Here is a 14,295-nt window from a genome sequence, read left to right on the forward strand (position 1 = left end):
TGAAACTCAAATAAAGCCGATATTTGATTAAGCAGGTATCGGCTTTATTTTCCTCGGCGAAAGGCTTTTTGCTTAAGTATTTCTAGGCTCTAGGTTTAGCTGCTAGCTTTCGGTGAACACCGATGTCATTTTTCGGTACATACCGGGTGAGACGCCCTTTAGCTGCTTAAAGTTGCGGTTGAAACTAGAGACAGTAGGGAAGCCTACTGTAAAGCCGATATCGGCAATGCCCTGCTTGCTTTCAAGCAGTAGGGTTGAAGCAGCTTCAACCCTGACGTTGTTAATGTAATTCATCGGCGAGTTGCCGGTTTGGGTCTTGAAGGCCCGGCAAAAGGCATTCTTGTTCATGCTGGTGCGAAGGGCAATATCTTCCAAATTAATATCGCGGTGGTAGTTTTCGTTGATCCATTCAATCGAGGCATGGATTTTGGTGGTGGAGAGGACTTCTACTTCTGAGTTTGGCTGGGCAGAAATAAATTCAAGCTGGGTACTTTTATCAACTTCGGCGAGCAGCTGCAAAAACTTAATTATAGAATTTACCCCAGAGGAGTCTATTAATGCTTTCATTTGGTGGAACAACTGCTTTGGCGCTTTCCTTATCACTAAGCCATGTTTGGAATGGCTGATCATACGCGCTATCCGGGTAAGCTCAGGAGTGTTAGTAAACAGTGAGCCAAAACAGCATGGGTTAAATTGAAGGATATAAGAGTGAAGTGGGGTTTGTTTCTGATCTGCTTCTGAATTGAAGCGATGGGGAACGTCTGAGCCAATAAAGAAGATATCGCCGGTATCAAAATAGCTCGCGGTATTGCCAATCAGAACCACCCCCTGTCCCTTAGTGATAAATACCAGCTCAGTTTCATGATGAAAATGATAGGGGTGCTCAAATTCCTTAGACTGAAACTCATAAGCAGCAAATGAACGATCCATGCGATCAACGTTTTCAGCTGTGGCCTTCAAACTCCCTCCTAACCTTTCCATTCCTTGTTGTTTAAATTGTAAAAGGTGTATTTTTTGAGCGGTAGTGATCCATTTCACGGTTCTCCCTATTGCTAATATTTGGCTATTTTCGGCAAATTTTTGCGCAGATTCTCTATCTCTTCAGCCCTATGATGATTATCAAAGCGGATGTTGGAGATGCACCATGGAAAAAACAGATATCACTTTGAGCGGCGTTGCAACTGACTTTATCTCAACCCTTATTCCTCAACAAAAAGCGCGTAGCAAGTCTCGGATAGCCTTTGCTTCAGTTGCGATTGAAATCCACTTTAATTGGCAACTGGCCAAGGAAACCACTCTGAATGTTGCGGGGATGGTGCGCGAGATGCTGCCGCAAGATCACTACGATCTTGTTGTTGCTGATGAGCCATTCCAGGATCACCTAGCTCTGAAAGCATTTTTAGATGATGCGGCACACGGTGGTCTTGATGGGGTTATTTTATGCCACTCAGCCTATACAACGGGTGAAGTTGCTTCGCAGTTAGGTACATGGCTCGCCAAACATCAGACACCTATATTCAGCTTGGCAATGCCAGAGCCGATGGGCAATGGCTTAAACCTTCAGGCTAACCGTCTATGCTCGCAGAATTTTGTTCTGGGTATTCTCAACTCGCTAGGCGTGAAATACCAATGGCAGTTCTGCGATCCTAAAGACCCAAAAGTAGGGCGTGATATTCAGTCCTTTGCCCGAGTATGCCGGACGCTGGGCTACCTCCGGGGCAAAAAGGCATTGATTGCAGGGGCAAGCCGAGTACCGGGCTTTTACGATTGTGAAGTCAATGAAATTGCCATTTTGAAGAAGCTGGAGTTGGGGTTTGACCGGGTTAACTTGGTTGATATTACCGCGCGCATGGCAGAGTTCCGCGGTGAAGATGTTGCCGAGATCAAACGTCTGATCCTCTCAAGCGAGGACTGTAAGTTTAATAATGTCCCACAGGATCAAGTCGACGATACTATCCGCCTGGCGTTAGCCCTCATGGTGGTGGCGCGAGAAGGTGAATATGTTGCGGTAAGTTTCAAAAATTGGCCTGAGCTGTTTGATCATTTCAAGATTGCAGGCGATGGGGCAATGGCGTTGATGAATGACCAAGGCCTGGTGGTGGCCGACGAGGCGGATACTGGGGCCATGATCACCATGCTGTTGTTCAAAGAATTAATGTCAGATGGCTCCGAGCTAGCCACTATCCCCATGCTCTCCGATATTTCTTACCTCTCTGACGATGGCGAGCGGCTAGGTGTTTGGCACAACGGCTCTGCCGCGACCTGCTTGAGAAACCCAGCTACAGGCTATGAATGCCGCAAACACGGCATTTTGGAAAACTACGATGAAGAAACGGCCTGGGGGATGCTGTTTGAATTTTTAGTCAAGCCAGGGCCTGTCACTATCGCCAAATACCAAGCCCCTTCCATAGATAGTGTGCTGGCTTTCGAAGGTGAGATAGTCCCATCTGATATGAAGTTCCGGGGCACTTACGGTGAGGTGATCCCCGCTGGTTACACAGCGGCACAGATTGTCGGCACGATTATGGATAAAGGGTTGGATCACCACTGGATTGTCGGCCGAGGGCACTTCTTAAACGATCTCCAAGTACTTAATTATTGGCTCGGGGTTGAGTCGATAGAGGTCTCTAACGCCGGTGCCAGCTGCGGCTTTGGAGGCTAACAATGAAAAGTATTGCGTGCTTAGGGATGGCGGTCGCAGATGTCATTGTGGGGCCATTAGACGGATTTAGTTTTTCAACGGATGTCACCCTGGTGGATAACGTTCAGGTCAAGCCGGGAGGAGACGCGGCAAATGTTGCGCTCAATTTAGCGGCAATGCGTACACCGGTCAGTCTGCATTCTATGTTGGGTGACGACATGTTTGGCCGTTACCTACAGGAGGTGTATCAGGCCAAGGGTATTGAAAGTGCCGTCAAGGTTTCCAAGCATCACCAAACCGCAACGGCGGTTGCTTTGGTCAAACAGGATGGCGAACGGGTGTTTATCTATAACGGCGGTGCCATTGACGAAATGACCATGGCCGACATTGATATTGGCAATTTACTGGGCCACGACATGTTGCATGTTAGCGGATTCTATCTACTCCCAGCCTTGGAAAACAGCGGCTTGAATGAGCTGTTCTATACCGCTAAACAGCAAGGAAAAATAACCTCTTTGGATGTCGGCTGGAACGCTGATAAGCAATGGTTAACAAAAATAGCGCCGGTTTTGCCATCACTGACTTATTTCTTGCCGACGCTTAACGAAGCACAGCAGATTGCCGGCTATCAGAGAATAGAGGAATGCGCGGCCTTCTTTATCGAGCGGGGGGTTGAAAATGTGGTAATCAAAGCCGGTGCCAAGGGCGCTTATGTCAATGATGGTCAATCGGCTTACTGGGTAAAAGGAGAGCGAGTTTCAAAAGTAGTCGATACCACAGGGGCCGGAGATGGTTTTGTCAGTGGCTTTCTGGCGGCGATCTCGAGGGGGTACCAACTTGAACAGGCTTTAGAGGTTGCCAACCGTGCGGGGGCGAGGGTCGTACAGCAATACGGTTCGAGCGGCGCGATTAAGAGTTTCGAGCAAATTGATATCACAAGGAAAGATTATGAAGACGCTATCTGAGTTGCTGGCACAATATCATCAAACCGGTGAATGCCTGATTGGCTTCAACTTCAATGATGTGTGGGACGTACAAGCGATTTGCCAGGCGGCACAAGAGAGAAAACAACCTGTCATGTTGATGGCATACACCAAGGTCGTGGAGGTTTTGGGGCTTGATCTTATCCAAGCGATTGTAGAGAGGATGAAAGCACGATACTCAGTGCCGATCTACCTCCACCTTGACCATTGTGATGATGTTGAAATGTGCATGCAGGCGGTTGATGCCGGCTTTGAATCGGTAATGATTGATGGCTCGGCTTTGTCATTGGAGGAAAACATAGAAAGGACAATCAAGGTTGTAAATTATGCCCATGCCAAAGGGGCGGTCGTTGAAGCGGAAATAGGAAAAATTCGTGGCCGTGGAATGACCGATGACGATTACCTTGCAAGCGTTGCGGACGTAAAGCGTCTGGCGGAAGAAACCGGTGTCGATATGATAGCGGTAGGTATTGGTACAGCCCACGGTCACTATCAAGGGAAACCCGAGATAAACTTTGAACGCCTGCAGCAAATCCATCAGTCTGTCAGTACCATCCCACTGGTGCTGCATGGCGGTACCGGAATCCCCGAACAAGATATACGTCACTCCATGAATTTGGGGATCACCAAGATTAATGTTGGGACGGCAATCCACACTGCATATATGCAAAACCTAGGTAAGCAAATAGCAAAAGACGGCATTGATGCTTACCCCCCAGCCACTATTAGCGAAATATTGCCGCAAGTTAAAAATGAAGTCGTTAAATATTTTGAAATGGTAAATCCATCACAAGTTGTTTAACCGGTAAGAGATATATGCAAATTAATTCAAACTCAAAATAAATATAATAAGTGTCGCTAAGGAAGGATGCGGTCCGAGCTAAATAGTGCCTTTAAAACTATTTAGCTTCCAATAACGTGAAAAAAGGACGAATTATGATTATTCCAATCTCATTTGCCTTGGTAACGGGAGCCGTGGCTTTAGGTTCTTGGTACAAGGTCAGAAGAAAAGAAAAACAACAAGAATCAGCAAACTCATATTTCCTTGCAGGACGAGGGTTAACTGGGGTGTTAATTGCTTCATCCCTGATGCTGACAAATCTGTCGACGGAACAATTGGTCGGTTTGAACGCTCAAGGTTATACCGCAAATATGACACCAATGGCGTGGGAAGTCTGTGCGGCATTAACCCTAGTTGTTGTAGCACTCTATTTGTTGCCGAAATATTTGAGTGGTGGGGTGACAACCATTCCTGAATTTATTGAACAGCGATTTGGCAAAAGTACCATGTATTTTTGTACTTTCCTGTTTTTATTCGGGTATGTGCTGAATTTGCTTCCGCCAATATTGTATACCGGCTCGGTCGCATTGGGCGGTATATTTGATATCTCCGGGATATTTGATGTCTCTTATTGGGGCGGAATATGGATCATGGTCGTCTCGATTGGTTTAGTCGGGGCTGCCTATGCCGTCTTCGGCGGGCTAAAGGCGATAGCCTATTCCGATACCTTCAATGGAATTGGCTTATTGGTCGGCGGTGTCGTGCTTATCCCACTGTTTGGCCTGTCAGCACTGGGCGATGGTAGTGTCGTTGCCGGATTCCAGCATTTGATGACAGAACATCCGGAAAAACTTAATGCGATTGGTGGCAAGGACGATCCTGTTCCGTTTTCTACATTCTTTACCGGGATGCTGATCCTTAATCTTTTCTACTGGGGAACGAATCAGTCTATTATCCAGCGTGCGCTGGGTGCACAAAACCTCGCAGAGGGACAAAAAGGGGTACTTTGGGCGGGGATGCTAAAACTGCTTGGGCCATTCTTCCTGTTGATCCCAGGGATCATCGCATACGCGATGTTTGGCCCGGATTTGCCAAACGGCGAAGTTGCCTACCCTATGCTGGTCCGTGAAGTGCTGCCAACACCTATGGTCGGGTTCTTTGCCGCAGTGTTATTCGGTGCAATCCTCAGCTCCTTTAACAGTGTGCTGCACAGTACCTCTACATTGTTTACCCTCAATGTATATAAGCCTTTGATTAACCCTAAAGCCGATGACCGTGACTTAGTCAGAGTAGGTAAGCGTTTCGGTGCGGTAATTGGGCTATTTGCCATCTTTGTTGCTCCTTTTATTTTCTATGCACCGGAAGGGTTCTTCCAATATTTCCAGACAATTAATAGTTTTTATATGGCGCCAATGTTCACCATTATTGTGGTGGGTTTGGTAACTCGTAAGGTGCCAGCCATGGCAGCAAATATTGGTATCGTGGTATTCATGTTGGCTTATGCGTTGACCAGTTTTGTCTTCCAGCCTGATATTCACTTCCTTCACTTGACAGGCATACTGTTTGTTGCAGTGGCGGCCTTGATGATACTGATTGGTTATTTCTTCCCACAAGAAAAAGCGGCTGAAACACAGAAAACCAGCGTGGTTGAATTAACGCCATGGAAACATGCCAAGCGTTTCTCTTTGGTGATATGCGTTGGCGTTGTAGTGTTATATATCATTTTCTCACCGATTGGCATCGCGCAATAAGCGGGTGTTCCTCTGGATTGCTGGGGCTGAAATACGCCCCGGCAAAATAGGAGCTAAATATGTATATAGAAGTTGGCCAGTATTTAGGTCAGGACGGCGTTTGGCTTAAAAATGATGAGACGCGGTTATTTATCCAGTCTTTCGGTGGGATGACTCCGGAGTTCTCACGAAAAATGTACAGCCAATCTGGGGACTATTGGCTCAATGCCCATTGGATGCCGCATTTTAAAGCACCGTTTTCCGGCTGGATGGATAGCGGCGATCCCGAACAACTGGCGTACTGGCAAGTTGAACTGCTACGTCAGGCTGCCGGCACCTTTCCTTGCGCTCCGGCATTTGGCCCGGGTACTGACAACATACCTACCCACGGTGATACAGCCAACAATGTTTGGTCATTAGCGTCAGCAAGATTGGTGGACTCGGGCGGTGAGAGCTATGCCAAAGCTGTTTGGCATCTGGCAGGGGAGTTTGAGCAATTAAAGTACCAAAAAACAGATTACCTGCGCCAAGGTGATAGTAGCCATTATATGGTGATGTCGGTTGAGAATAACCATGACTATGCAGTACCGATAAATATGGCCTGGCATACGACCTTGGGGGCACCTTTTGTCGAGCGGGGATGTTGGTTGCTCGACAACTGTTCCCAATACCAGGTGAGCCCGCAAGGGACTGAATTCGATGCAACTTCAAGCCTTGAGCTTGGCGCCCGTTTTGATTCATTGAGTGATATCCCAACCCGTACTGGGGGCAGAAATGACTTGTCACTGATGCCAGGTTATAACGGCCATACAGAATTTATCAGCGGCGTATCAAGTAGCCGGCAATTACTTTGGAGTGCCTGCTACAACCCTTATTACAACCTAGTGTACGTCAGTGTGATCCCCCTCGAACAATTAGAGGATCAGGTATCACCGTCTTTTATGAACTATTGGATTCATAGCGGCGGCCGGGAAATTATGCCTTGGGCTGATTATGAAGGAGGTTGCGATCGTAATTATGCCTTGGGGCTTGAATGTGCCATTGGAGGCTCTTGCAAAGGCTATGAATGGAGCAGAGAAAACCCACAGTTTCTCAATAAGCCGACGTATTTCGAATTAGCCGGAAATAGCACCGCTTCTTTTGTTTGCATCAATTCTTTTTTCTCCCCTGAACGTTACGGCAGGCCGATAACTGGGGAGTCGCAATTAACCGAAATGATAGAGCAATATATTTGTTTATTGGATATTTCTTTTGACGGCTTACAAGCCATGTAGTGACTTTTTTATGAATTAAAAGCAAATAATAAATAGCACAGGAGTGTTAAACATGACCATCCAAACGCTAGACCCTAAAACCCTCGAATTTCTTGAGCCTGCAACGCTGCCATTTTATGTCAATGGCAACTGGAGCCAGTCAGATCAGACCTTGACGGTTGAGAACCCTGCAACAGGTACTAGAGTGGCCGATGTTTGCCTTGCCGATGCAAAAGCAACGGATCAAGCCGTATTGGCCGCCGATACAGCTTTCCCGTTTTGGAGCAAGGCCGAGGTGGCGTTTCGTAGTGAAAAGCTACGCAAGCTTGCCCAATTAATAGAAAGGGACAGCCAGGTATTGGCTGATTTGGAATGCATTGATGTCGGCAAGCCAGTTGCTGCCGCAATGGGGTTTGATGTGCCGTTTGCTGCCCAGTGTTTTGAGTATTTTGCCCAGGTAGCCCTAGACGCAGAATACGAAGTGGAATTGGGGCTGTCGGTTACAGATAGCAAAACCATCAAACGCCCCTATGGCGTGGCAGGTTTCATATTCCCGTGGAATTTCCCTTTAACATTATGTGCTTGGGGGATTGCTCCAGCCCTGGCAGCAGGCAACACAGTGGTAATAAAGCCTGCTTCTGAAACACCGCTTTCGACCTTGTATCTCGCTAAATTGGTTGAAGAGGCCGGCTTCCCTGCTGGTACGGTCAATGTTATTCCCGGTAAAGGGAGTGTGGTGGGCGAAGCATTGACCAGCCATCCAAATATTAAGCTGATGTCGTTCACTGGCTCTACTGAAGTTGGCCGCCATATTGGTGAAGTGTGCGGGCGCAATTTAGTCCCGGCTAAATTGGAGCTTGGCGGTAAAGGCGCCGCGGTTGTTTGCCAAGATGCGGATATTGACCAAGCGGTCGAAGGGTTGTGCGGTGCTATTTCGTTGAATGCTGGTCAGGTGTGCTGTACCGCTTCGCGCTGGTACATCCATGAGTCTATCTACGATGAGTTTGTCACCAAGGCCAAAGCAACCCTCGAAGCTGTGGTTGTGGACAATGGCCTAAAAGCTAGCAGTCAGATGGGGCCGATGTGTACCCACCGCCAGATGGCCAAGGTACTACAGTGTATCGCTGAAGCGCAGGCTAATGGCGCTGAGGTGGTAACTGGCGGTCAACGCTTGATGTCAGCAGAGCTGGAAAAAGGCTATTTCATCCAACCGACGCTGTTGGCTGGCAGTGATGATAACCCTTGGGCACAGGAAGAAATCTTTGGTCCTGTGGCTTTCCTCCTGAAATTTAGCGATGAAGAGGAAGTCGTCGAGAGGGCTAACCGCAACCCTTACGGCCTGTCGAATAGCGTATGGACCCAAGACAGCGACAAAGCCCAGTGGATTGCCGCAGAGTTGGTTGCGGGCAATAGCTGGATCAATGCTCACAACGTGTTTGAGTACGGTTTGCATTACGGTGCCTGCAACCAGAGTGGTTGTGGTGGTGGGGTAAACAGCAAGGCAACTTTCGAAGGTTACCTGCGTCATCAATCAGTTGCGGCCATCCGCTAAGGTAAAGGCATGGTTCTTGATATCCTGAAAAAACACCAGGTGGTATCACAAGATCATGCAACAGCAACCCCACTGACCGGTGGGGTTAGCTGTGAAATTTATCTTGTCGAAGACCCAAAAAAGAAGCTGGTGGCGAAACGGGCGCTGGAGAAACTAAAAGTTGAACAAGACTGGTTCGCAGATACTAGCAGGAACCTGTTTGAGCAGCGTTACTTAAAGTATGTCGGTAATCAGTTTCCCAAATATGTCCCAAAGATCTTGCACTCCTTTGAGGAAGAAAGGCTATTTACGATGGAATTTTTCCCTGAACGATTCAAGGATTGGAAAAAGGATTTAATGCGGGGACAAGCATCGATAGTGGTCTCGCAGAAAATTGGCGATATTTTAGGGGCAATTCATAAAGTCAGTTGGCATGAGCCCGTTGCCGAAGGGTTGTTTAAATCCGATGAGAATTTTCATCAACTTCGGCTTGAGCCATATTTCGAGTCTATGATGGGTGTCCATCCGCAGCTTTCTGAGCAAATTACGGCATTGTGCTGCCGAGTGGCAGGGACAAAGCACTGCTTGGTGCATGGGGACTTCAGCCCGAAAAATATTCTGGTGTCGGGGGAAGAAATCAAAATCGTAGATTGTGAGGTAGCCTGGTATGGCGACCCATCCTTTGACGTTGCCTTTTTATTGCACCATTTACTGCTCAAATACTGCCATTTCAATAATACCGCTTACCTCGACCTAGCTGTTGCGTTTTATACCTGCTACCGGAGGGCCATTGGTGAAGACCGGTTCCTTATTGTCGGCGAGGATAACGTCATTGAGTTGACCTTGATGATGATGCTGGCCCGTATAGATGGAAAATCTCCGGTGGAGTATTTATCGGCACAAGAGAAAAGCCAAATTCGAGAGTGTGTTATCAGGCTGCTCGGCAAGGAAATAACAAAACTGGATCGGTTGATGGAAGGAGTGCAGCATAATGAAAATCAAGTCTGTTGATGCGTATCAGATATTTGATTCCCGTGGGCAGCCAACGGTTGAGGCGGTGGTGGAACTTGAAAACGGCATAAAGGGAGTAGGCATGGTGCCTTCTGGGGCATCGACAGGGCAGTTCGAGGCATTGGAACTCCGTGATGGCAATGTGCATACTTTCCTTGGTAAGTCTGTCTTCAAGGCAGTTGGCAATGTGCAAAATGAGATCGGTCCTGTTCTGCAGGGGGTGAGCGTTGATTCGCAGGCGGTGATCGACAAGATCATGTGCGATCTCGACGGTACTGCAAACAAGTCCCGCCTAGGGGCGAATGCTATCTTGTCTGTCTCGTTGGCTGTCGCCGACGCTAGGGCAAATCTATGCAAGAAGCCAATATTTCAGTCGCTTACGCCTGGTGGGGAAGGTCATTTGCTACCACTGCCTGAGATTCAGTTGGTCGGGGGCGGTGCTCATGCCCAGTGGCGTACGGATATCCAGGACTTCCTGCTAATCGTCAATGGAGCGAAAAGTTACCAGGAAACATTGGAGGTGACCTACAACATCTACCGGACGGCAGAGAATTTGCTCAAGAGCAGGGGCTTATTGGCGGGTGCCGCGGATGAAGGGGGCTTTTGGCCAACCTTCAATAGCCATGATGAGATTTTCCAATTCGTCGTCGAAGCTATAGAAAAAGCCGGATATCTACCCGGTGAAGAAGTATCGATTTCGCTTGATATTGCCGCCAGTGATCTTTATTCAGAAGGCAAATATCATTTACCTCTGGATGGCAAAAGCTATACACCTGAGAAATTCTTGGCGCTGATGCTAGATTGGTGTGAAAAATATCCGGTATTGTCGATTGAAGACCCGTTTGCTGATACCGATTTCGAAATGTGGCAGCGCTTCACCGCGCTGGTGGGTGATCGTATCCAGGTGATTGGTGATGATTTGTTTACCACCAATATCGATAGGATCAAGCAAGGCATTGAGCAGAAGCTGGCAAATAGCGTGCTAATCAAGCTAAACCAGATCGGTACCGTATCGGAAACCTTAGCGGCCATTGAATTAACCCAAAAAGCCGGTTGGTTACCTGTTGTATCCGCCAGGTCGGGTGAAACCGAGGATGCTTTCATTAGCCATCTAGCTGTTGCTACCAATGCCGGTCAGCTTAAGGTGGGGTCATTTACCCGAAGTGAGCGGATGGTCAAATGGAATGAAGTGATCCGTATAGAGCGGGAGCTTGGGGGTAAAGCCCAGTTTAAAGGCGGTGAGATTTTCCACAGCCTGCAGCAATTGGTTGAAGCTGTTTAGCAACTAATAAAGAGCCACCATCTATAATGGTGGCTCAGATTGCTGACGAACCCCACTTTTTAAGTGGGGTTCTTTTTAGAGAGCGGCCGCGATCGCGATTTTTTTACCTACCAGCTCGGTTGGAGGCTCCTTTGCTCTTCTCGCCTGATATTGACTCGTATTAACCTAATTAGAGCGTTTATAAGGCCTATTTTCTGTAAGCAGCCCAGCACCAAGGCCATCTTCTTGATATTTTGAGCAGCAGCGGCCAACCAACATTGCATCTGCACCTTGTTCAACCCCCGGAACCGTGCATATCGGTGACCATGATGCTGTTTCGCATCTGCGAAGCTTCTTTCTACCGTTTCTCCCCTTCGCCGATAGGTCCTTTTACCATAAGGTGTCAGCCGTATTTTGTTTGCTCGTTCCACAGCCTCCGCGTAGATATGCCGGGTTATCACCTTCTTCATTGTTTTGCTTTGGGTGCAGTCATTTCTCATCGAGCAGAGCTCACACTCCTTGGGGGCCGAGTGGTATTCTCTGTAGCCTTCTCTTGACGTGGTTTTATAGATAAGTTCCTGGCCATTTGGGCACAGGTAAGTGTCTGTTTCTTTGTTATAGATAAAGTGCTTCTTCTTGATAGCATTCTGGGTGCGAGGCGGCCTACGGTAACCAAAGAGGCCAAGGATTTCTCTTCGTTCAAGGCTCTCAGCAACAGGAGCCGTGAAGTATCCAGCATCAAGGCCTACGGCTATAGGATTCAGGTTGAACTGGTTGAGCGTGTAGTCTAGCCGATTGATATAAGGCTGGGAGTCATTGACGTTACCTGCGGTCGCATAGGTATCGACGATAATCCCATGCATGCCATCGACGGTGCGGTGGTCAAGGTAAAAGAACCCTTGCGGCTTGTTATCCCGCGTCATAAAGCCGCTTTCAGAATCAGTCGTGCTCACTTTGGTATTTTTGAGCTTAGGCTCTGATTTTCGCTCAGCTAAAGGTTTTTTCCCTTCGGCTTCCCGCTCCTTGGCCACATCTTCGTTGAGCATCTCAAGGTAGGCACTGGTGCGGACAGCTTGCTGTTCATTGGTAAATTTCTTCTTGTTAGCATTGGCTTTGAGGTGGGTGCTGTCGGTGAATAATTCATTCCCGGCGACGAGCCCTTTATCCATGGCCTGGAGTACGATATTGGTAAAGATGCGTTCAAAAATATCCGTCCCGTTGAAGCGGCGGATGCGGTTTTGGCTGAGCGTCGAGGCATGGATAACTTTCTCTGTCAGTGACATGCGAAGGAACCACCGATAGGCCACATTGACCTCGATTTCTTTGACTAGCTGACGCTCGCTCTTGATGCCAAAGATGTAGCCCAGCAGGATGATTTTAAACAAGCGGACGGGGTCAACAGGAGGCCGGCCATTGTCTTGGCAATATAGGTGAGCGACTTCGTCTCTAATAAATTCGAAATCTATAACTTGGTCGATTTTACGTACGAGATGATGCTTCGGAACCAGCTGTTCCATTGTGACCATTTCGAGTTCGTACTGTTGGGGTGAGGGTTCTTTTAACATGTCGAGATATCCATATTTCGATATCTCTATTAGATCAAAGGCCTAGCTTAAAAGCCAGACCTTTGTCATCAGTCTGAGCCACCATCTATAATGGTGGCTCTTTTCTATTATGCCAAGTCGTCCTTGCCTTCAATCAGGAAGTGGTGGCTGATTGACCCTTCTGTGCGGGCTTTGAGGTGCGCCACTTAACCAGAAGCACTCATAAAGTCCAGGCAGCAAGTACTTTTGGTTTTATATTCTTACGGTGTGTCGTAATAAGAGTGACGCCAAAAATAATTTCTCCCAAGTGTGAAAAGCCGTTGCCCGTTTGAGTTGAGCAAATAAGCGGGAGGTATTAAAAAAGAAACAACCATTTTGAGAGCAAAGCCTGATTAGCATCTATATTTGTGGGGGTATGCAGTAAGGCGTTCAATAAAGGATATGGTCTGGATCGCCGTCGGGAGGGGGGATGCAACATAAACAAGACTATTTACTGCTTCATTCCTCACTAAAGTGTCGCTATGACCACGCTGACAGTCCGTTTGTCCATCGCACCAACAAACGCCGGGCTGGGCTCAATGTTGACCTAGTCGCACAATAGTCTAACACGCACAGCATGTGGCCCTGACGGGTGTGCTCTGTGTAAGCACTGCTGTTTTCCATGAGAGAAAATCAATAGGAACAACGTCATGAAAACACACATTATAGCCGCGCTTCCCCTTTTATTGGCTGGGCTTAGTTTTGGCTCGGTCTCCAACGCGAGTGAAGCTTCTCAATGGCAGTATGAGTTCACTCCCTACCTGCTTGTCGCTGGAATGGAAGGCACGACGGGTGTACGCGGCTTTACTACCGATCTTGATGCGTCTTTCAGCGACATTATTAGTGATCTCGATATGGGATTTATGGGATTGTTTACGGCCAGAAAGGGCCGCTGGGTTTTGGGGCTGGAAGGGGTGTATATCGACTTAAATAATGAGAGTTCCGCTTCGGTTCAGGGCCCCGCAGGTTTTTTGACCGGTAACGGCAAACTGGATGTATCGAGCACGATGAATATTGCCCAGGGCACGGTGGGCTATCAGTTGGTCGACGACGGCAAAACGACGCTGGAAGGTTTTGGTGCCCTTCGCTATACCCGCATGGAAGTCGACATGGATATCGTTATCGCATTTGATCCGCCGGCGCCATTCGGCGGTGATGCCTCTGCTGGAGACTCCGAGAACTGGGCTGATGTCGTGATAGGCATGCATGCTCTGCATGCCTTGTCGGACAAGGTCAAACTAACGGGGTATCTGGATATCGGCGGGGGGGGCTCCGATTTGACCTATCAGCTGATGGCCGGGGTCAACTGGGAGTTTAGCAAGGGGTATACGGCAAAACTTGGCTATCGGTACCTGTACTGGGATTATGAAGACGACGGTTTTGTCTGGGACATGGCGGCAAAAGGGCCCTATTTGGGGCTAGGTATCCGTTTCTAGAGTGGCCCGGGGCTAATGTTGCGTAGCGAGTGTCTCTTGTTAGCTCAACGAAAAGTGCTGTTACATGTCGGCTCTAAGGAGTAAT

At 48.1% G+C, this 14,295-nt stretch carries 12 protein-coding genes; 10 read left to right on the plus strand and 2 right to left on the minus strand.

Features of this window, described 5'->3' with window-relative positions:
* Positions 1-102: 102 nt before the first annotated feature.
* Positions 103-960, minus strand: coding sequence for an AraC family transcriptional regulator (locus ACXAGQ_RS14945; protein ID WP_475254900.1), 858 nt, complete (start codon positions 958-960; stop codon positions 103-105).
* A gap of 184 nt (positions 961-1,144) precedes the next feature.
* On the opposite strand from ACXAGQ_RS14945, the gene ACXAGQ_RS14950 reads away from it, so the two are divergent.
* From ACXAGQ_RS14950 to eno, 8 genes are all read left to right on the plus strand, one after another.
* Positions 1,145-2,662, plus strand: coding sequence for an L-fucose/L-arabinose isomerase family protein (locus ACXAGQ_RS14950; protein WP_475254902.1), 1,518 nt, complete (start codon positions 1,145-1,147; stop codon positions 2,660-2,662).
* 2 nt (positions 2,663-2,664) lie between these two features.
* Positions 2,665-3,606, plus strand: a complete 942-nt coding sequence (locus tag ACXAGQ_RS14955) for a carbohydrate kinase family protein (protein WP_475254903.1) — start codon at positions 2,665-2,667, stop codon at positions 3,604-3,606.
* On the plus strand, positions 3,590-4,426 hold the full coding sequence (locus tag ACXAGQ_RS14960; RefSeq protein ID WP_475254904.1) for a class II fructose-bisphosphate aldolase: 837 nt from the start codon (positions 3,590-3,592) through the stop codon (positions 4,424-4,426). The genes ACXAGQ_RS14955 and ACXAGQ_RS14960 overlap by 17 nt, the downstream gene beginning before the upstream one ends.
* Before the next feature lie 134 nt (positions 4,427-4,560).
* Entirely contained in the window at positions 4,561-6,156 is a 1,596-nt protein-coding gene (locus ACXAGQ_RS14965; protein ID WP_475254905.1) for a solute:sodium symporter family transporter, read from the plus strand.
* A 59-nt stretch (positions 6,157-6,215) separates the two neighbouring features.
* The gene (locus ACXAGQ_RS14970) at positions 6,216-7,409 is read left to right on the plus strand and encodes a hypothetical protein (protein ID WP_475254907.1); all 1,194 of its coding nucleotides are present in this window, start codon (positions 6,216-6,218) and stop codon (positions 7,407-7,409) included.
* Positions 7,410-7,461: 52 nt separating this feature from the next.
* Entirely contained in the window at positions 7,462-8,940 is a 1,479-nt protein-coding gene (locus ACXAGQ_RS14975) for an aldehyde dehydrogenase family protein (protein WP_475254909.1), read from the plus strand.
* A gap of 9 nt (positions 8,941-8,949) precedes the next feature.
* Positions 8,950-9,930 (plus strand): phosphotransferase family protein, encoded by a 981-nt coding sequence (locus ACXAGQ_RS14980; RefSeq protein ID WP_475254910.1) that lies wholly within the window; start codon positions 8,950-8,952, stop codon positions 9,928-9,930.
* The gene (gene eno / locus ACXAGQ_RS14985) at positions 9,911-11,212 is read left to right on the plus strand and encodes a phosphopyruvate hydratase (protein WP_475254911.1); all 1,302 of its coding nucleotides are present in this window, start codon (positions 9,911-9,913) and stop codon (positions 11,210-11,212) included. The genes ACXAGQ_RS14980 and eno overlap by 20 nt, the downstream gene beginning before the upstream one ends.
* A 107-nt stretch (positions 11,213-11,319) precedes the next feature.
* Here eno and ACXAGQ_RS14990 read toward each other — a convergent pair whose 3' ends face one another.
* Entirely contained in the window at positions 11,320-12,756 is a 1,437-nt protein-coding gene (locus ACXAGQ_RS14990) for an IS1182 family transposase (RefSeq protein WP_475251115.1), read from the minus strand.
* A 448-nt stretch (positions 12,757-13,204) separates the two neighbouring features.
* Between ACXAGQ_RS14990 and ACXAGQ_RS14995 the strand changes: the two genes are divergently transcribed.
* Entirely contained in the window at positions 13,205-13,336 is a 132-nt protein-coding gene (locus ACXAGQ_RS14995; protein WP_475254912.1) for a hypothetical protein, read from the plus strand.
* Positions 13,337-13,424: 88 nt separating this feature from the next.
* Complete coding sequence (locus ACXAGQ_RS15000) at positions 13,425-14,210, plus strand: hypothetical protein (RefSeq protein WP_475254913.1); 786 nt, start codon at positions 13,425-13,427, stop codon at positions 14,208-14,210.
* Positions 14,211-14,295: the final 85 nt, after the last annotated feature.

It is taken from the genome of Photobacterium sp. ABD4_091 (assembly GCF_056160145.1).

Excerpts from the sequence above, each read along its gene's own strand:
- ACXAGQ_RS14950 (WP_475254902.1), top strand. The coding sequence starts at position 1,145 with ATGGAAAAAACAGATATCACTTTGAGCGGCGTTGCAACTGACTTTATC.
- ACXAGQ_RS14955 (WP_475254903.1), top strand. The coding sequence starts at position 2,665 with ATGAAAAGTATTGCGTGCTTAGGGATGGCGGTCGCAGATGTCATTGTG.
- ACXAGQ_RS14960 (WP_475254904.1), top strand. The coding sequence starts at position 3,590 with ATGAAGACGCTATCTGAGTTGCTGGCACAATATCATCAAACCGGTGAA.
- ACXAGQ_RS14965 (WP_475254905.1), top strand. The coding sequence starts at position 4,561 with ATGATTATTCCAATCTCATTTGCCTTGGTAACGGGAGCCGTGGCTTTA.
- ACXAGQ_RS14970 (WP_475254907.1), top strand. The coding sequence starts at position 6,216 with ATGTATATAGAAGTTGGCCAGTATTTAGGTCAGGACGGCGTTTGGCTT.
- ACXAGQ_RS14975 (WP_475254909.1), top strand. The coding sequence starts at position 7,462 with ATGACCATCCAAACGCTAGACCCTAAAACCCTCGAATTTCTTGAGCCT.
- ACXAGQ_RS14980 (WP_475254910.1), top strand. The coding sequence starts at position 8,950 with ATGGTTCTTGATATCCTGAAAAAACACCAGGTGGTATCACAAGATCAT.
- eno (WP_475254911.1), top strand. The coding sequence starts at position 9,911 with ATGAAAATCAAGTCTGTTGATGCGTATCAGATATTTGATTCCCGTGGG.
- ACXAGQ_RS14990 (WP_475251115.1), bottom strand. The coding sequence starts at position 12,756 with ATGTTAAAAGAACCCTCACCCCAACAGTACGAACTCGAAATGGTCACA.
- ACXAGQ_RS14995 (WP_475254912.1), top strand. The coding sequence starts at position 13,205 with ATGCAACATAAACAAGACTATTTACTGCTTCATTCCTCACTAAAGTGT.
- ACXAGQ_RS15000 (WP_475254913.1), top strand. The coding sequence starts at position 13,425 with ATGAAAACACACATTATAGCCGCGCTTCCCCTTTTATTGGCTGGGCTT.